Genomic DNA, 18,833 nt, shown 5'->3' with positions numbered 1-18,833 from the left:
GCTCTGGGCCAGGCTGAAGGAGTGGCGAGCCGTTGCGACGCGCTACGAGAAGACCGCCCCATCCTTCATGGGCGTGCTCTGTCTCGCCGCCACTCTCGACTGGATCAAGCGCTAACAGGCCGTAGGAGGATCTTTCCGACCGATTTGAACGCCTTACGGGGTTTAGAATAGACGCCATTTTTCGCCCTGAAACTGGTCCGTTGACCGCCAATCCAAAGCACAGCCCATCCCGATTAGAACACGAACGCCACTGGAACACGCCAATAGCTCTGCTCTACCAGACCAATCCCCGAGAACCGCGCTTGAAAAAGAAACGATCCGCCTTGGAATGAAGCCGATTGGAAGATAAACGCCTTCCGGGGTTTAACTGCCCCGCAATTTTAGGTGCCGAACTGGTCCGTTGACCGCAAATCCAAGAACACAGCAGATCCCGGATAGAACACAAACGCTAATGGAAGATCCCAATAGCCTTTTGCTCCAACCAGAATATCCCTTTGAAGGTGGTCCTATCTGAACCACCGTCCCTATACCCTCCGGACTGCTTAGAACCCGAAGAGAGTATCTCTATGAACACCCCCGAAGTCGCCACCACATCGACGAGCAGCGATATCCTTCAGATGACGGCAGATGTCGTGACTGCATACGTGGCGAACAATTCACTGGTCCGACAGGACATTCCAACCCTGATCGAGAACGTGCACAAGGCGTTCGCCAGGATCCAGGGCGGCCCTGAGGAGATCAAGACGGCAGAGCCAATGCAGCCGCGGCTGCCGATCAAAAAGACGATCACACCGGACTATCTGATCAGCCTGGAGGATGGCCGCCAGTACCGCACCCTGAAACGGCACCTGCGGGGAGTGGGCCTGACGCCGGAGGAATACCGCCTCAAGTGGAGCCTGCCTCACGACTATCCGATGGTCGCGCCGAACTACTCCAACCAACGTTCCCAAATGGCCAAGAGCATGGGCCTTGGTGAGCGTGGGAAGAAGGCTGCGAAGAAGCCAACTGGCCGTCGGGCCGCTGCGGTATCGGCATAAAGCCAGCGTTTTACGTCCAGCGCGTGGCGTGGCCGGCGCGGACGAGCATGCGGCCGAGATCCTTGCCGTCAATCGCGATACGGGCGAGAGTTCGCCCGTATCGATCTTTGCCTCTCCTGCGGATGGTGGCTGAGCGGGCTCGCTCGATCCGGTCCCGGAGGAATTCGGTCGCCGCGACAGCCCTGTTGAGTTCCCTGCGGGAACGGGGGCGCCGGAGTTCCGGAGCATTCACGTTTTTAAGCCGGACCTTTTCTGAGACGGAGCGATCTGGTCCAAGTATCCAGACGGTGTCGCCATCGATCACGCATAGGTTCCTTGGATTGATGGTCTGCTTTGCAGAGTACCGGATCCAGACCCATAACAGCCAGGCGAACAGCAGAGCGATAGCAGCCGGGATAGCAAGGTTCATGGAACGTCTCAGGCAGTTGCTTGCGTGGAGAGCGATGAGCCGGGGCGGCTTAATGCCTGTCTGATCCGCTCGAGGTGGCGGGCTGCCAGCGCGGCGTCCAAATGGCGAATCCTGGTATAGACGCGGCTGCTGGTGTACCCTGCAGCCTGGGAAGCCTTCTTGCGCTTCTCCTCCTTGCGCACCTTCCGAGGGTCTAGCGTCAGGATGAGCGAGGTCGGCCCGAAGCTCCGGCCATGCCGAGCGAGGATATCTTGGAAAAACTTCTCGCCGCGGGGCGTGATCACCATACAGGTGACGCGCTTCCGTCCGCCGGCGGCCTGCCTTGTGCGGCGCAGGTGTCCGAGTTTCAGGAGATCCTCGACATACGAGGTAACCGCGTAGCCCCACTTGATCTGGACCGCAAAGCCGGCGTCTCCCCGAGAGGCGGCGAGGCGAAGATAGGCCGTGCGTCGGGCAAGGCCCTTGTGCTTGTCAGCGGACATTGATGGACGCTCCTGATTTTTAGGGGATTGATCGAAAACGATCTCAGGAACGGCTGCCTCAGAAACAGGTGGAAATCCGGGGCAGGGAGTACAAAAGAAGAACAGGAAATGCTATTACGGTGGTGACCCTGAGAGCACCCAGTCGTGGGGACCACGGTGGACATCACCCTTGAGCCATTCATTGCCGATCGGAGACCCGAGGAAGCCGGAAAAGGCGAGGTGATAAGCGTCCGGCGTGTGATACATTGTGACATGGACGCGTTTTTCGCCAGTGTGGAGCAGCGGGATAATCCGGAGCTTCGGGGCAAGCCTGTTGCCGTAGGCGGATCAAGAGAGCGCGGTGTTGTGGCAGCCGCGAGCTATGAGGCGCGGCGCTTTGGAGTCCATTCTGCAATGCCGTCTGTAACGGCACGCCGTAAATGCCCCGATCTGATTTTCGTGAAGCCACGCTTCGACGTCTACAAACAGGTGTCGCTCCAGATCCGTGAGATCTTCCACGAGTATACGCCCCTGGTGGAGCCGCTTTCGCTAGATGAGGCATACCTGGACGTCACTGAGAACCTAAAGGGCATTCCCTATGCAACCCAGATTGCGAGGGAGATCAGGGCGAAGATTTTCCAGGAGACCGGCCTGACCGCGTCGGTCGGGGTCAGCTTTCAGAAATTTTTGGCCAAGCTGGCTTCAGATCAGCGGAAGCCGAACGGGATGTTCGTCATTACCCCCGAGATGGCGCCTGCTTTCATGGAGCAACTCCCGATCCATAAGTTCCATGGGATAGGTCCTGCCACAGCCGCGAAGTTTAACAGGCTTGGCATCTTCACGGGGCTCGACCTGAAGGGGCGGTCGCTGGAATTTTTGCAGGAGCGGTTCGGCAAGGCTGGGAGCTATTACTACTGGCTCGCCAGGGGCGTCGACCATCGTCCCGTGCGCCCAGATCGGATCCGGAAGTCTGTCGGCGCCGAGAACACGTTCTCGAACGATCTGTCGGAGTTGGAGGCTATGAAGACGGTGCTACAATCGATCATCGATAAGGTTTGGCGCCATTGCGATCAGACCGGGGTAAGGGGACGTACGGTGACGCTTAAGGTCAAGTATGCGGACTTTCACCAGATAACCCGCAGCCGAACTCTGTCAGGAATGGTTGAGAGCAGGGCGACTCTTGAGGCCGTATCGTTCGATCTGCTGACAGCCTTGTTCCCCTTCCCAAAGGCAGTTCGGCTCCTTGGAGTGGCCTTGTCGACCCTTAACACGGACGAGGAATCCGAGCCCCCACAGCTATCCCTGTCGCTCTGAAACCGGCCTTATAGTCGAGCTAAATAGGTGAATTCGGCCAAGCTTTGTGGTCGACAAAGTGGCGCAGTTCTTGATTTGTTCTGGTATTTTGGCGCGGCTCAGGATAGGCTCCTGCCATCCCGAATTTTTGGACGTGCGGAGCCTTTATGAGCTTGGATAAGAAGAAGGCGATCGATACAGCGGTCGCCCAGATCGAACGCGCCTTTGGTAAGGGCGCCATTATGCGCCTGGGCGGCGATCAGGTTGTTGAGGTCGAGACAATTTCTACGGGCTCGCTCGGCTTGGATATCGCCCTTGGTGTTGGTGGCCTGCCAAAGGGCCGGGTAATCGAAATTTACGGACCGGAATCCTCGGGCAAGACGACGCTGACCCTTCATGCGATTGCTGAGGCTCAGAAGAAGGGCGGCGTTTGTGCGTTCATTGACGCGGAGCATGCGCTCGATCCGGTTTATGCCCGTAAGCTGGGCGTGAACCTGGATGATCTGATCGTCTCCCAGCCGGACAACGGCGAGCAGGCGTTGGAGATTGCCGACACCATGGTTCGCTCGGGCGCGATCGATGTGGTGATCATCGACTCCGTGGCTGCGCTCACGCCGAAGGCGGAGATCGAAGGCGAGATGGGCGAGAGCCGTCCGGGCCTGCAGGCCCGTCTCATGAGCCAGGCCCTGCGCAAGCTCACCGGCTCAATCCACCGGACGAACACGCTGGTGATCTTCATCAACCAGATCCGCATGAAGATCGGTGTGACTTATGGCAGCCCGGAGACCACGACGGGCGGCAATGCGCTGAAGTTCTACGCCTCCGTGCGTCTCGACATCCGCCGCGTCTCCACCCTGAAGGATCGCGACGATCCGATCGGAAATCAGGTGCGCGTGAAGGTCGTCAAGAACAAAGTCGCTCCTCCCTTCAAGCAGGTCGAGTTCGACATCATGTTCGGCGAGGGCATCTCAAAGATGGGCGAGCTCATCGACCTTGGCGTGAAAGCTGGCGTGGTCGAGAAGTCTGGTGCCTGGTTCTCCTATGACAGCCAACGGCTAGGGCAGGGGCGTGAGAACTCCAAGACCTTCCTGAAGGAAAATCCTGAGATTGCGGCCCAGATCGAGGGCAAGATCCGCGAGAATGCGGGTCTCCTGATGCACGATCTTCAAGCCAATGATACGGGCGAAGCCGCTGCCGACGATGCAGCATAATCGAAAGGCCGGTTCGCAAGGACCGGCCTTTTCTTAAGCGACCTTTTGGTCGGGCAGAGAGATGATATCGAATGAGCGATACCGTCCTCTGCCTTCGGACTTAGCCTGATACAAGGCTTTGTCCGCGCCCCGCATGATCTCGTCGCGGGTCAGTCTGGGATCGTTCGCCATGAAGATCCCGATACTCGTTCCGATTGTGACTTCCTGGCGATCCAATCCAATCGGAGCACTGATTGCGGCGATGATCTGCTGTGAGATTGTCTCGGCAATCTCGACTGAAACCGGATCCCGAAGCAAAACTGCGAATTCATCTCCGCCAAGACGGGCAGGGATATCGCCGACTCGAATAGAGTTCTGAAGGCGTTTAGCGATAATTCGAAGCAATTCATCACCAGCGGCATGTCCAAGCTTGTCGTTTACCTGCTTGAAGCCGTCCAGATCGAGATACAAGACAGTCAGAGGTTCGCCGTAAGTGCGTAACCTGTCGAGGTCACCGTCCAAACGCTGGCGGAATAGAACACGATTAGCCAAACCGGTCAGCGCATCGTGATGGGCGAGGTGGGAAAGGTTCTTTGCGAGGTCCTGCACGTCGCCATGGGCACTCTCCAGCAGATCGTTCTGCCGCTTCATGAAGGCAATCAGCCCGAAGCCGCATGCGATCATTCCGATCATCATGAACGTGAAAGTTCGATGCAGGTTCGACAACGAGGCATGATTATCGGTGATCAGATCGGCAACATATTGGTTGGCGGTGCCGACGACCTTGGGCAGAATCGCTGCAATCGGCTCAAGGAGCGCGGCTGCCTGGTCGGCAGCACCTGGCTTCTCAATCCCGTATATGACTGGTTCTGCCGCTGTGCGGATCTCATCTAGGTGATCAGCAGCCAACTGCGTCTCTTCGTTGCTCTTAATGAAGACGCCGAAATCGCCCTCCCTCAGCATAGTGAAGCGGCTTTGAAGAATCTCAAATCTAAGAATGACGTCGTCGGCGGTTACGCCGCCGTCGTTCAAGCGGTAGGCAAGAAGGGTGTGTTGAAGGCGAAAGAACTCGGATTCCGCTTTGTTCGCCACCCAGGCAACGTCTAAGCGCGAAACCCGGGCCAGCTTGTCCTGGCGTTCAGCGATGAGCCAAGAGAAGTAAGCCGCCGAGACGATAAAACCGGCTCCGAGGATCACCAGAACAATCTTGAGTCGGTTGAGCGATCGCGCCCGGTTCGGCGATGTATGGCTCATCGCTTTGATGGTTCTCAGGAGATTGACGATCATTGGGCTGCCGCCTCGCTTACGAGGCGAACGCGCGTGCTCGGTAGCAGAATGACGTTGTTGAAGACCAGACGGCCAATGTCACTGGCTGGGACAGGAGATCCCAGAAGATAGCCCTGCGCGTCGGTGAACCCTTCCTTCCTCAGAAAATGAAGCTCGTCCGGGGTCTCAACCCCTTCGGCGATGACGGGTAGGCCGAGTCCGTCGCACAGCAGGCGTACGGCCCGTACGATCGCAGCTGCCTGCTTGTTGGCGTGAACCGCCTTGATAAAGGATCGGTCGATCTTGATCTTGTCGAGGGGGAACTCCCGCACGTTCGACAAGGAAGAATAGCCGGTCCCGAAATCATCCATAGCGATTGTGACGCCAAGGGTCTTTAGCCTGTTGAGGGTCTGGAGTGCTCGACCGGGATCGCTGATGAGGGCCGTCTCGGTGACCTCGATCTCGAGGCGCTCTGGAGAGAGTTGCGTTTCCGCCAGAATGCTCTGGATCAGCTCGGCGAGACCTGTATCGATAAGTTGCCGGGCAGAGACATTGACCGCGATGGTGAGTGGGCGTGTCCAGGTTGCAGCCTCACGACAGGCCTCTCGCAAGACCCATTCGCCTATGGTGAGGATGAGACTGCTTTCTTCGGCTATCGGTATGAACAGCCCAGGAGGGAAGTCACCACGGATGGGGTGGTTCCAACGCAGCAAGGCCTCAAAGCCCGTAACCTCCCCTGTGTGGATGTTCGCTTGAGGCTGGTAAACCAAGTGGAGTTCGTCCTCCTGGATGGCCTGTCGGAGATCCTGTTCGATAGTCCGGCGCTCACGCAGTTGGTCCCCCATCGTCGGATCAAAGTCACGGCAGGATCCGCTCGCTTCATCCTTGGCTCGGTGTAGAGCGGTTTCGGCGCATGAGAGCAACTCGGCTCGGTCACTGGCATCAGTCGGATATGAGGCAATACCGATGCTCACAGATATGGAGCCGGGAAGGTCCCTGACCTGAAGGCTCGCCGCGACCGCCCTCTGCAACCTCTCCGCCAGGAGCCGGACTTCTGTCGGGCTTTCGATATTTGGCATGAGAACCGCGAATTCGTCACCGCCAAGCCGCGCAAGGATCTGACCGCGGCTCAGCGCCGTCGAGAGCTTGCTGGCAACATCTCTTAGGGTGTGGTCACCTGTCGTATGACCATAGAGATCATTGATGTCCTTGAACCCGTCGATGTCGAGGCAGAGGATTGCCAGCTGTTGCTTCCTGGCTTGATGTACCCCGATTTCACGATCGAGCCTGTCCATGAAGTTCGCCCGGTTCTCAAGGCCGGTCACGAGATCACGGGTACGGTTCCATCGGTCGCGGATGCTCATCCCTGCGCCGATCCCGGTGAGAACGACACCGGCGACGAAAGCCAGGAGAGTAAGACTGATTCCAAACCCATCTGGGGGAGGCGGCGGCGCCACTCTGGTTCCAACCCAGTAGGTCGACCAAATTCCGAAGAGCGCGGCTGCGATGGCCACGCCTTTTAGGACATACCGTTTGGAACCTGGGATTTTGCGGGCCTGTGTCCAATGCTGGACGCTTGTGAGACAGGCAACGGCAAGGGTCGCGATCCCCATCGCGATCAATAGAGCGGATCGCTCTGAGAAGACAAATTCATTAACGGTCAGCATTGGACGCCCGCATCAACCTCCGAGCCTCAGTTGCCACTAAGCGCTTGAACTCGAAATAGATTCAACAATGTCGATGGTGATTTCGATATACCGGATTCGCACCGGTATGGCGGGGCGGCATCATGCCTTTGGATCGGGCTCAGACGAGTGAGCTTCCAATCCGCCATGTGAAAGTCAAATCAAGACTTTTCGCTGCTCCGACGTCTAATTCGGATCCAACCTAACTACAATCGGCCGGCAGCAATTTCAGCGCCAGGGTTAATCCCAAGCCTGGTCAACCAAACCTCGTGTTTGGTGCATAGAACCTTTAGGCTTGGGGAGTGAAGCAGGCCTGCGCTTTCAGACCTGCGTCTTTACTTAGCTGACGTAGACCAGCTTTCTGGGATCGAGTTCGGCTTCACCGTCCCACTGATACGCGGCGAGATGGCCACCCTTTGCGACAGAGTAATCGAGGCAGAGTCGACGCCGGTCAGTCACGATTGGCTCACCTTGTAGCCAGTAGTGGCCAAAGACTACGGGGGCCGCGTGGTCGTAGGCTAGACGATCTTCGGAGCCGAGTTCGATATCCGGCAGGAGAGCGGTCGTTTCCGGGTCGACAAGAGCAGCGCTCCTGTAGGTGGTGGCCGCATCATCCCACCAGCGGATGCGAGTATTGGTGCGTTCGTGACCATCCTTATCGAAAAACGACACACCTGCAGGGAGGGCGATCTCAAGACCCTTCAGGAGGATCTCGACGGCGTTGTGCGCCGGATGCCCCCTTGGCGAAGGATGCATAGACGCCATCCTGGGTGAGAGCCGCGTCTTTAGTAACGAAGCTCTTCATGATGGCGAGTTCGCGCGGATGCCAGCACGCATGGATGACCCGAAGGCCATCCGTCTCCCACCAGAGCGGAAGGGTCATGAACCACTCAACGAGTTCCCGGTGGAGAGGAGAGCCCTCGCCGGCGGCCTCCAGGAAGGCTTGGTGCTGAGTCCGGTTCTTTGCACTGTGCGTCCGGAGTGGCCGGGAGGGATCATTCGGATCGGACAGGAACCAGCCGATCGCATTGTGCTCATGATTGCCCATCGTCGCTACGGCAAAGCCCTCGTCTCTCATACGCCGGAGAATGCGAACGGTTTCGAGCTGCTCGGGTCCACGGTCAATGAGGTCGCCGACGCTGACAAGCGTCCGGTCCTGATGCTGCCAGGTGCCATTCTTGAGCTTATAGCCAAGCTTGGAGAGGAGGGCGGTAAGCTTGGAAGCGTGCCCATGGACATCCGCGACAATATCAAAGCGCAATTCGAACTCCTTTCAGGTGCAGTTTAAACACCTAAAGCTTGGCCTTTCGTGTGTCACGAACGGGCCTACTGAACTTCTATTTTTCGGGGATCTGGCTTAACCAAATTGCCAAGCTTTGTGGAAGACATAAAGCCAAAACTTCCGCCTTGAATGCTCCGAATTAACCGAGCGTTAACCATATCGGCGATATCAAGGCATCAACCGGGATGTGGGGCACTCGGCTGACGTGGTTAAGGGGTGGCGCGGATGTACCGTCACCCCTGGCCACTGTCGGAAGATGATTTTCAATCCCTGCTATAGGCCAGGGAGATCCCCGGCGGCAGCGGCCCGAGATCCAGATCGCCTGCGATCGCGACAAGGCGGTCATAGTTACTGCCGATCACATTCATGAGCACGTGCTCAAATTCGGCGACGGTCTCCCTCTCACTTGGAATGCAATCATGCCAGCCGCGATCCTCGGCCTCGAGCAGGCGTTTTCGGCGTGCGTCCATTTCAGCGATATATTCACGAAGCGTCGGCATCGGTTTCGGGACCTCTTGGTTTCATCTGCCCGAAACAAAAAAGGGAGGCCTGAGTGGCCTCCCTTTTGGGCTTAGAGCATGAAGTACGCGGCTTTCATCGAGGTGACGCCTTTGACGCCGATGTAGTGATCAGCGGCGCCGTCTCCGTTGGAGTCGATGACAAGCGCATCCGAGACGGTGTTGTAGTAGAACTGTCCTGCCTTATGGGCATTCAGCTTCCAGTCACCGGAGGAATTGCCGAGGAAGGTCAGCTTCTGACGGCCGGCTGCATCGGGGTTGGCATCGAAGCTCCGGAAGTTGATCTTATCGTCCTTCCGGAAATCATAGATTCGGTCAAACGAGTTCAGGTCACCAAGGTCCCCGTAGGAGTTGAACTTGAACTGGTCCTTTCCGGATCCGCCATAGAGCCGATCTGCTCCGGCTCCACCCCAGATGGTATCATTGCCGGTGCTGGCCGACAGATAGTCCATGCCGTCGCCCCCGCTAAGGAGATCGTTGCCCGACTCTCCATAGAGCCTGTCGTCGCCAGCACCACCGTATACCTTGTCATTCCCGGCACCGCCTTTGAGAGTGTTGCTCTCCAAGTTGCCGGTGATGGTGTCGTTGTACTTCGAGCCCTTTGCGTTCTCGATGGTGGTCGACTGACCGATCACGGCCTGACCGTCGGAGACGAGCGAGCTGGCTTTCTTGTTGATGTAGCTCCAGCTTCCGGCTCCGAGGTTGATGACAACCTTGTACTTGGCACCCGAGGCATCAATGGTGTCGATTCCGCCGGCATCGAAGACGAGTTTGTCGTTGCCCAGCTTGTAGGTGTTGTTGCCGAGGCGGACCTGCGGAGTACCATAGATCTCCTGGAGCGCCATGGTGTCATAGACGCCCATCTTGTTGTCGGGCCCGGTATAGGTGTAGCCCATTGCGGAGGAGGCGAGTTCCTTGCCAGTCAGCTTGTAGGGGCCCTCGAAGGGGTGCTGAAGGCCAAGGGCATGGCCGACCTCGTGGAGAATGGTGTGAATGCCCTCTCCGGTCTTGGTGCTATACTTCAGACCGCTGTCGGCCCAGACTTGGCCCTGCTCAAACTTACCCAGGGCCTTGTTGTAATAGATGCCGACGGCGCTGCCGACGATGTCACCGCTCATGTTGTATTGACCAAACGCGAGGAGAGAACTGGCTTCGTTCGACTCGACGAAGGTCACGTTGGCGATTGAAGAAATGTAACCAAGGGCGGCATAAACGGTGGCCTTCTCCTGAGCCGAATAGGTCGAGAAGGTCGCCGCCTTGCTGCTCCCCTCGGGCGCGGCAGTCATGAACGAGAAGGTAACAACGGCACCTTCTCCGTCAGCCTTGTTGGCGTAATCACGGGAGAACGCATTGTCTTGGTCGATTCCGCGGAGGGCGAGGATGGCTCTTGTCGACATATTATTACTTTCTCACTCTTGAAGCATGAGCAAGCGAGGGCACTTGTAATGCATCAAACCGAAATAGAATGGTAGGATACAAAACCGTTTGCCCCACTGGCGGTCAAGCTGTTTCATCTTCATTCTGGGGATTTAATTTCCCGTCCTAATAAGGACGTCATCTCGATTTTCCGCTGGCTTGTGCACGATGGGCAGCAGGTCACTGCTTGTTAATCAGTGTGGCAAACAGGGTTTGCTTATCCGTATAAAAAAGGGGCGCTAGAGAGCGCCCCTAATTTCGTGATCTTAGTTCAGGCGAAGAGCTCTGCCTGCTCGGTTACAGGTTTCGCTACGGCTGCTTCCAGGGCGAGCTGTCTTTGAACTCGCGGGCTATGCATTCCGATCTTAAGGCGGCGCCGTTCGTCTTCACATCTGGCGATGTAGTCTTGAATGGTACCTTTCCGGACAGCCTCGCACATCTCGCGAGAGCCAGATGCAATCAAACGATTGCCTTCGTACAGGACGCTAGGTCCATTCTCGACGTCGACGATATGCACTTGCTGGGTCTCCTTAGATACGAGCGCCTCGGATTCTGCTTCGAGGCTTAGGCGCGGGAGGGCGGCCGAGCTGGGACCGATCGGCGACATAGGATCCAGCCGCGCTCGCACTGGAGAAAACGCCTTCGAACTTCCCGTCGATATAGAGGCCGACGTGATCCGAGCCACGAATCGGGGTCAGATCGTAGGTTCGCTCTGGCCGAGGCTTCCTAGCCGGCATCGTCCGTACGATCTTGAGGGCCGCCGCCTGGGTGAGCGCGGCACTGGCGTCGTCAAACGGCCCGTGGGAGGAACCATCAATGAACAATTCAACCCGCGATCCGTCGAGGGGTACCAGCTTGATCTGACTGGAAATGGCGCAGCGCCTGACTTTGCTATTCAGCTTACGGCTGAATGTCGTGCGATTCCCATACGAGCCGGTTTTTGAAGATTTCCGCATGATCAGGATCGATTTGAACTTATGCCGCCGGTGGAGAAAGCAATTCGCTCCTCGGCTCAGCAGCCCCGAGGATAGAAAGTGCCAGTATGTCTGCCGTTCAGATTGCGGGTCGGGACGAAGCCCGATTTTGGCAGCCGCGGGCTACTTGAGCTTGGCTCCGGCTCCGCGAGGTGAACCTCATAGTAGCTTACCCCGTCGGCGGCCGTGAGGCTTCTGATCTCATATGCCTCCGGATAGCACGTGGCGCGCTTGTATTCACCGTCAGCAACCCTCTGCATTTCGGTTCTCATGTCGTCCTGGATTGGCCTGCAGCTTCCGCGCTTGTCGCACCAGCGATCGAAGTTATCGACGACATGCACAAGGCTTTCATATGAAATGACTGCATCTGCCGGAGTGAGGACCCACACTGGCCCTTTCTCAGAAGAGATCTCGGACCAGGCACCAGCTGGGGCTGGGATGCTCTGGGAGTATGACACAAGGCCGTAGGCCGAGTAGCTGTACTCTCCGACCTCGACGCTATGCCGAGTTCCGTCAGCGAGGCTCAGAACCCAAGGCCCGACTTGCTGGCAATCGGTGCGGTCCTCAGCGCCAGAACAGTCGGCGTTTGTCATGGTCAACTCGCCAACCGGAGATCCGTTTGGCTTATCGAAAACGGCAAGTGGACGATAGGCTGTGGCGAAGGCGAACCCTTCGATCGGGAAGAGAGCTCGCGGCGATACAAACGAGATGATCGCCTTGCTAGCCTCAGATTGAAGCCATTTGTCTGACGCGGCTGGAGGCATGCTAGAGCCATTGGCGAGGACAATAACCGGGCATCCGATACTTACGAGGCCGGAAAGGAGGAAGCGAGATAACCAGGCATTCATGGTTCAGCGTCCACATGCAAGGTGAGTAAAGGCCACTTGGCGGCGGCCTTCACTCGTTCCATTTCTTGCGAACTTCTCCCTAGCCGCAGCCGCCGCTTGAGTTGCATTCTAGGCACGTTGTGCATTTGCCTGTCCGAATTACTCTCAAGCTCCCGCAAGAGCCGCATGCCTCGCCGATGAAGCCTTGGTTTTTGGCGACGCTGAGTTTCGTAGCCATATCGTCCTCGGCCCGTGCAAGGGCGGGAGGTTGAAACGGAAGACTCTCGACTGGATGCATTGCCAAAGCGGCATTCCCGTCAACCTGAGGGATCACAGCTGCCGAAGAGATGGCGACGGTCTGAGCAACTGTCTGGACATCTGAACGGACAAATCCGCGGGAGATCGGCAGAACAACACCCGAAGGATCAGATGACGTGCCATCATTCTTGCCGAGGCCGACAGTCGTCGGTGCGTTCTCGGGCTCAACATGGGCGAGGTCGTTGCGGCCGAGATAGGACACGGCGAGCTCGCGGAACACGTAGTCAAGGATCGAGGTCGCGGACTTGATTCGATCGTTGTTCTGGACGAAGCCGGCCGGCTCGAAGCGCGTGAAGGTGAAGGCCTCCACGTATTCCTCCAGCGGCACGCCATATTGCAGGCCGAGCGAGATCGCGATGGCGAAGTTGTTCATCATCGCACGGAAGGCGGCGCCTTCCTTGTGCATGTCGATGAAGATCTCGCCGAGGCGGCCGTCGTTGTACTCGCCAGTCCGGAGGTAGACGCGATGCCCGCCCACGGTTGCCTTCTGGGTGTAGCCCTTGCGGCGGTCGGGCATGCGTTCGCGGTCTCTGACCTTGATGATGCGCTCGACAACCTTCTCGACCATCCTCTCGGAAATCTGAGCAACTTTCGCGGCGGCGGGGAGGGCGGTCACGGCCTCGACAGCATCGTCCGCATCCTCGTCCTCATCGGCGATGAGAGCGGAGTTGAGCGGCTGCGAGAGCTTGGAGCCGTCGCGGTAGAGGGCGTTCGCCTTCAGGCCCAGCTTCCAGGACAGCATGTAGGCGTTCTTGCAATCCTCGACGGAGGCGTCGTTGGGCATGTTGATGGTCTTGGAGATCGCGCCCGAGATGAAGGGCTGCGAGGCCGCCATCATGCGGATGTGGCTCTCGACCGAGAGATAGCGCTTGCCGATCTTGCCGCAGGGATTGGCGCAATCGAACACCGCGTAATGCTCGGTTTTGAGATGGGGCGCGCCCTCAAGCGTCATCGCTCCGCAGATGTGGATGTTGGCGGCCTCGATGTCGGCCTTCGAGAAGCCCAGGAAGGACAACAGGTCGAAGGACGGATCGTTCAGCTTCTCCGCCGGGACTTTGAGCGTGCCGGTGAGGAAGTCCTCGCCGAGCGTCCAGCGGTTGAAGACGAACTTGATGTCGAAGGCCGATTTCAGGCCCTTCTCCACCGCGTCGATCTTGTCGTCCGTAAAGCCCTTGGAGCGCAGCGAGCCGGGGTTGACGGCGGGGGCCTGCTTCATGGAGCCGTGGCCGACCGCATAGGCCTCGATCTCGGCGATCTCGGATTCGCGATACCCCAAGGCCCTCAAGGCGTCGGGCACTGCCCGATTGATGATCTTAAAGTAGCCGCCGCCGGCGAGCTTCTTGAACTTCACCAGGGCGAAGTCGGGCTCGATGCCGGTGGTGTCGCAATCCATCACGAGGCCGATCGTGCCGGTGGGCGCGATGACGGTGGCCTGCGCGTTGCGGTAGCCGTGCTTGGTTCCGAGTTCCAGCGCTTCATCCCAGGATTGTTTTGCCTCGGCGGCGAGATGCTTACCGAGAGAGTTCCAAGCCTCGTTCAGGGCTCCTGGCCGGGTAAGAGTGTCCACGTCAAGAGGGACGAGGCTGGTGGAGAGCCCGTCGTACCCGTCAAGGGCGCCGATGGCAGCACGGCGGTGATTATACATCACTCGCAGCATGTGCTTGGCATTCTTCTTGTACTGCGGGAACGGCCCAAGCTCACGTGCCATTTCGGCCGAGGTGGCATAGGACACGCCGGTCATGATCGCGGTGATCGCGCCCGTGATGGCTCGGCCCTCATCGGAGTCATAAGGAAGGCCCATGGTCATGAGCAGGCCGCCGATGTTGGCGAAGCCGAGACCCAGGGTGCGGTACTCGTACGAGAGCTGTGCGATTTCCTTGGACGGGAACTGCGCCATGGTCACGGAGATCTCGAGCACCACGGTCCACAGGCGGCAGGCGTGCTTGAAATCTGCGATGCTGAAAGTGTTCCCCTTGCGGTTGAGGAACTGCAGCAGGTTGGCGGAGGCCAGATTGCAGGCCGTGTCGTCCAGGAACATGTATTCCGAGCACGGGTTCGAGGCCCGGATGCGGCCACCTTCTGGGCTGGTGTGCCAGTCGTTCATGGTGGTGTTGAAGTGCAGGCCGGGATCGGCGGACGCCCAGGCAGCATAGCCGATCTGCTCCCACAGGTCGCGCGCCTTCAGGGTCTTCATTACGTGGCCACCGCGACGGGCGGTGAGGTGCCAATCCGCGTCGTTCTCGACGGCACGGAGGAATTCCTCAGTCACAGAAACAGAGTTGTTGGAGTTCTGGCCCGAGACCGTGAGATAAGCCTCCGAATCCCAGTCGGTGTCATAGATCGGGAAGTCGATGTCGGTGTAGCCCTGCTTGGCGAACTGGATGACGCGCTTGATGTAGTTATCCGGGATCTGGACGCGACGGGCCAGCTTGATCTCCTGCTTCAGAGCCGGATTCTTCTCCGGATCGAAGCAGGCGTCGCCCTCGGCCTCGCAGTTCACGCAGGCCTTGAGAATGGCTTTTAGGTGTTTGGAAGCAAGCTTGGAGCCGGTCACGAGGGCGGCGACCTTCTGCTCCTCCTTCACCTTCCAGTCGATGTAGGCCTCGATGTCCGGGTGATCGACGTCGATCACCACCATTTTGGCCGCGCGGCGGGTGGTGCCGCCGGACTTGATGGCGCCGGCGGCGCGGTCGCCGATCTTGAGGAATGACATGAGACCCGACGAGCGGCCGCCGCCGGAAAGTTTTTCACCATCACCTCTAAGGTACGAGAAGTTGGATCCGGTGCCGGAGCCGTACTTGAACAGGCGCGCCTCGCGGACCCACAGGTCCATGATGCCGCCCTCGTTCACCAGGTCGTCTTGGACACTCTGAATGAAGCAAGCATGCGGCTGCGGGTGCTCGTAGGACGACTTCGACTTCGTCAGCTTGCCGGTCTTATGGTCCACATAGAAGTGGCCCTGGCTCGGCCCGTCGATGCCGTAGGCCCAGTGCAGGCCGGTGTTGAACCATTGCGGGGAATTCGGTGCTACCATCTGGTTGGCGAGCATGAAGCGCAGCTCGTCATGGAAGGTGTGGGCGTCCTCCTCGGACGAGAAATAGCCGCCCTTCCAGCCCCAGTAGGTCCAGCAGCCGGCGAGGCGGTCGAAGACCTGCTTGGAGGAGATCTCGGAGCCGAGGCGCTGGTCCTCAGGCAGGGAGGCGAGGGCGGCCTCGTCGGGCACGGAGCGCCACAGCCAGGAGGGAATGTCGTTCTCCTCGACCTTCTTCAGCCGGGCCGGTACGCCAGCCTTGCGGAAGTATTTCTGGGCAAGGACATCAGCAGCGACCTGGCTCCAAGACTCAGGAACCTCGATGCTCTCGAGCTTGAAGACAACAGAACCATCCGGATTGCGGATCTCGCTTGTGGCGAGCCGGAAGGCGAGGGCAGCGTAGGGCGACTGCCCTGCTGCGGTGAAACGGCGCTCGAAATGCATCGTGGGCTAATCCTTACTTCGGAGATCTCAATCTCCGGGCCGCGGGAGCGGCTCATTGATGAGTAGTCTCAGGGTCTTTCGCTTCCCCTTGGAGGGCATACCCGAAGCGACCCAGAGAGCGCTCTGGAACACCGCAAGTATGATTTGCGAAATAAATTGTACTTTAAATGCGCGATAATTCCAAAGACGTTCAAGCACTGGCGAGGAGCAGAGCGAAAATGTCCTTAATTTTCGGAACCTTGGATATCAGGTGAGAAGCCGGCGGCGCTCGATGTGCCTGCACCGGATGGCGAATTTAATCGCCTTCGAGGCGCCGCCGACGTGGCATATCGCTTCGGCAGCGGCAAGGAAGTCGTCCCTGTAAGTCCGGCGCGTATAGATGGCTGAGTGCGCCTCTGACTGGCTAAATCCAGCGAGGCTCATGGCCTGCTGCAGGCGCGGAAGTGGACGACTGATCATGGGAGGTCTCCGGATCCAGATTTTGGGGATTGGTTCTGGTCAATGGATCTCGAGATCACCTGATCTAAGTAGGTCTTGGTCTAGCCTTTGTGGGGTGGGACGAGGGATGCCTTCGTTTATGAAAGCACCGCTGCATCGATTTGGGCCTGAGCGTAGGAGCGATAGGCCTCTTCGGTCGGCCCCTTGAGGGTCCTGCGAGCGGTCTCAATTTCGTTTCGAACCTGCCTCAGGCTGGCGAGGCTGCTTCGCAGTTGGCCCTCAAGACGGCGCTTCTCGTCTAGGATTTCGCGATCTACCCGGGCCACGTCAGCGGGATCGATAGGCAGGGTAGGGACGTAGATGAAATCGCGTTCAATGGACGTCCGCCAGGAGAGTAAGCTTTCGAGCAGGCGGCTGCTGAGGTCCGGAACGGCGTTGAAACGCTTGATGTCGATATCGGCAGCGGTTTCGATTCCATACGAGGCGAGGAATGCCTGCCGTTCGCTGGTGAGAGCTTCTATCCTGGCCTCAGAGATCCGGTACCCATCGAGGTAGCGATTCCTCTGTAGCGCCCAATGGCTTTCTTTGAGCTCCGCGTGGCGGCGGTCCCGGAGGGCCGGCAGTTGGTCCCAGGCGTCGCGAAGCTCTTGAAGCAGTGTCTTTTGACGAGAAAATTCCTCTGAACTCGCCCTAAGTGCCCACTCGGCTTCGGCAGCTTCCCATTTGAGCCTTGCGCGCTCCAGGCGCCGCTTGATGGCAGCTTCGTCGTCCTCGGTATCGAACAAGCTGTGAGTCACAAAGAATGCGAGGATTCCGGCACCGATAAACCACATCGGGTGGATCGCCTCGATCTTGGTGAAGATCCCTAAAGTGATCAGGCTCAAGCCCATGACCGCAGCGGCAACATGGGCAAGGTTCCCTTTACGGCGGACCGCTAGAGCCGCTTCCGAAGGGGTTGAATCGAGGTCAAGGACGTTGGGCGCCTCGCCTGGTGGGTCAAGGGTTTCGGCTTCCCGCCAGAGGCTTTCGAAGTCTGTACGCTCCCCAGAGTGGACTTGCTCGGCCGAGAAAACCGGCCCCGTCGCTTTGTCGGAAGAAAGCCGGCACCATGGACAGGAGGTTCCTGCGTGATGCCAATGCGCAGTATTGGCGTGGCAAGGCTTGAGATTTTGCTCAAGCCGTCCGAGGGCAGCCATCCATTCGCGGGCTGACGGGCGTCCGCCTTTGACTGCGGGTTTTCCGAACGCCCGGTCGAACAAGGCGGCAAGCTCCGGGCCCACAATTGAGAGGGAAGGGGTCTTCGGCGGTTGCTCCATCATGTGGATGCTACGACTGGAGCCATATGGAAAGCGGAACTCGGCGATTGCTCTCGAGATCGGCATGTCACCACCGCCCAAGTATCGTCCTGCGAAGGGATGCCGGCCGGCAAAGAGCAACTGGAAGATTAGAACAGCCAAAGCGAAATTGTCATGGTTAACGCTGCGAATGAGCCCGCCGAATGGTTTGTCTTGGAGCTCGGGGGCAAGTAGCGTCACCTGCGCGGCTTCTCCGATCACAGAGTCGATCATGTCGATCTGGAAGGTGTCGCAACTTGTGAGGACGACCGACGCGTCCTGCCCGACCAGAATGTTGGCAGGATTCACATTCCCAACGATGCATCCGGCTTTGATCACAGTATTGAATGCCCGAGCGAGGTTGATCGAAACCCGGACGAGGAACCTCCAATCAGCATTGGGGAACCGTGCGAGCTGACCCTTGGGGCTGGAGAGCGTCGAGACAGGAAACCGCCCTCGAACCAACGGCATAAGGAAACCGATCGGTTCGTCACTACCCCTTGGATAGAGGAGGCTTGTTGGCCAAGCCGTGACCTTCCTTAGCTCGCTGTTGTTAAGATGGAGCATCGCTCTAAGTCGAGCGGTGATGTGTGGACTGGGGCCGCCTCGGAGCACTTTGGCGGCAAGCTGTCCGTCGGCCGGGACACGATAGATGGCCCCATCGCCGGTATCGGCGAGCACTTCTCCAAGCGGGAATGGAACTCCAGCCTCGTCGGTGACCTGGGGTGCATTGAGGTTAATAGCGATGCCTTCGCCCAGAGGGGGCCGCCGGTCCAACTGAAGGGCAGGGCTTAGATGCATCGCGCAAGATCCTCGTATGACGCGGCCGAATGGCGCTCCGATGAACGCAAAAGGCACGATAGAGGATCAACATCTTAATTGGAATTTACGATTTAAAACAGCGTAAACG

The 18,833-nt window shown here is 58.3% G+C and carries 15 protein-coding genes and 1 pseudogene; 5 read left to right on the top strand and 11 right to left on the bottom strand.

Annotation, left to right across the window (positions count from 1 at the left end; translation table 11 throughout):
- A pseudogene (locus ACS5Q1_RS18300) lies at positions 1 to 115 on the top strand (IS5-like element ISMex42 family transposase); the annotation flags it as partial.
- A 451-nt stretch (positions 116 to 566) separates the two neighbouring features.
- Positions 567 to 1,037, top strand: a complete 471-nt coding sequence (locus ACS5Q1_RS18295) for a Ros/MucR family transcriptional regulator (RefSeq protein WP_473099530.1) — start codon at positions 567 to 569, stop codon at positions 1,035 to 1,037.
- Between the two features lie 10 nt (positions 1,038 to 1,047).
- Here the strand turns inward: ACS5Q1_RS18295 and ACS5Q1_RS18290 are convergent, their stop codons facing one another.
- Both ACS5Q1_RS18290 and ACS5Q1_RS18285 read right to left on the bottom strand, forming a co-directional pair.
- The gene (locus ACS5Q1_RS18290) at positions 1,048 to 1,446 is read right to left on the bottom strand and encodes a thermonuclease family protein (RefSeq protein WP_473099529.1); all 399 of its coding nucleotides are present in this window, start codon (positions 1,444 to 1,446) and stop codon (positions 1,048 to 1,050) included.
- Between the two features lie 8 nt (positions 1,447 to 1,454).
- Positions 1,455 to 1,928, bottom strand: coding sequence for a hypothetical protein (locus ACS5Q1_RS18285; RefSeq protein ID WP_473099528.1), 474 nt, complete (start codon positions 1,926 to 1,928; stop codon positions 1,455 to 1,457).
- Between the two features lie 219 nt (positions 1,929 to 2,147).
- Between ACS5Q1_RS18285 and dinB the strand changes: the two genes are divergently transcribed.
- A complete protein-coding gene (gene dinB, locus ACS5Q1_RS18280; protein ID WP_473099531.1) occupies positions 2,148 to 3,221 on the top strand; it encodes a DNA polymerase IV in 1,074 nt (357 codons plus the stop codon).
- Positions 3,222 to 3,367: 146 nt separating this feature from the next.
- Positions 3,368 to 4,411: a recombinase RecA gene (recA, locus tag ACS5Q1_RS18275; RefSeq protein ID WP_473099527.1), complete on the top strand. Its 1,044-nt coding sequence runs from the start codon at positions 3,368 to 3,370 to the stop codon at positions 4,409 to 4,411.
- 33 nt (positions 4,412 to 4,444) lie between these two features.
- Here the strand turns inward: recA and ACS5Q1_RS18270 are convergent, their stop codons facing one another.
- From ACS5Q1_RS18270 to ACS5Q1_RS18230, 9 genes are all read right to left on the bottom strand, one after another.
- Complete coding sequence (locus ACS5Q1_RS18270; RefSeq protein WP_473099526.1) at positions 4,445 to 5,677, bottom strand: diguanylate cyclase domain-containing protein; 1,233 nt, start codon at positions 5,675 to 5,677, stop codon at positions 4,445 to 4,447.
- Positions 5,674 to 7,323: a putative bifunctional diguanylate cyclase/phosphodiesterase gene (locus ACS5Q1_RS18265; RefSeq protein ID WP_473099525.1), complete on the bottom strand. Its 1,650-nt coding sequence runs from the start codon at positions 7,321 to 7,323 to the stop codon at positions 5,674 to 5,676. Before ACS5Q1_RS18265 ends, ACS5Q1_RS18270 begins: the two co-directional genes overlap by 4 nt.
- 357 nt (positions 7,324 to 7,680) lie before the next feature.
- Positions 7,681 to 8,013: a hypothetical protein gene (locus tag ACS5Q1_RS18260; RefSeq protein ID WP_473099524.1), complete on the bottom strand. Its 333-nt coding sequence runs from the start codon at positions 8,011 to 8,013 to the stop codon at positions 7,681 to 7,683.
- 19 nt (positions 8,014 to 8,032) lie between these two features.
- Positions 8,033 to 8,602 carry a metallophosphoesterase gene (locus tag ACS5Q1_RS18255; protein WP_473099523.1) on the bottom strand — a complete coding sequence of 190 codons (570 nt, stop codon included), beginning with the start codon at positions 8,600 to 8,602 and terminating at the stop codon, positions 8,033 to 8,035.
- A gap of 284 nt (positions 8,603 to 8,886) precedes the next feature.
- Complete coding sequence (locus ACS5Q1_RS18250; protein WP_473099522.1) at positions 8,887 to 9,123, bottom strand: hypothetical protein; 237 nt, start codon at positions 9,121 to 9,123, stop codon at positions 8,887 to 8,889.
- A gap of 71 nt (positions 9,124 to 9,194) precedes the next feature.
- Complete coding sequence (locus ACS5Q1_RS18245) at positions 9,195 to 10,538, bottom strand: M10 family metallopeptidase C-terminal domain-containing protein (RefSeq protein ID WP_473099521.1); 1,344 nt, start codon at positions 10,536 to 10,538, stop codon at positions 9,195 to 9,197.
- A gap of 1,920 nt (positions 10,539 to 12,458) precedes the next feature.
- A complete protein-coding gene (locus ACS5Q1_RS18240) occupies positions 12,459 to 16,151 on the bottom strand; it encodes a vitamin B12-dependent ribonucleotide reductase (RefSeq protein WP_473099520.1) in 3,693 nt (1,230 codons plus the stop codon).
- A gap of 246 nt (positions 16,152 to 16,397) precedes the next feature.
- On the bottom strand, positions 16,398 to 16,610 hold the full coding sequence (locus tag ACS5Q1_RS18235; protein WP_473099519.1) for a hypothetical protein: 213 nt from the start codon (positions 16,608 to 16,610) through the stop codon (positions 16,398 to 16,400).
- Between the two features lie 116 nt (positions 16,611 to 16,726).
- The gene (locus ACS5Q1_RS18230; protein WP_473099518.1) at positions 16,727 to 18,232 is read right to left on the bottom strand and encodes a hypothetical protein; all 1,506 of its coding nucleotides are present in this window, start codon (positions 18,230 to 18,232) and stop codon (positions 16,727 to 16,729) included.
- A 249-nt stretch (positions 18,233 to 18,481) separates the two neighbouring features.
- Between ACS5Q1_RS18230 and ACS5Q1_RS18225 the strand changes: the two genes are divergently transcribed.
- Positions 18,482 to 18,718: a hypothetical protein gene (locus tag ACS5Q1_RS18225; protein WP_473099517.1), complete on the top strand. Its 237-nt coding sequence runs from the start codon at positions 18,482 to 18,484 to the stop codon at positions 18,716 to 18,718.
- Positions 18,719 to 18,833: the final 115 nt, after the last annotated feature.

It is taken from the genome of Microvirga sp. GN3 (genome assembly GCF_055792825.1).
This window is presented reverse-complemented; position numbering and strand designations above follow the sequence as displayed.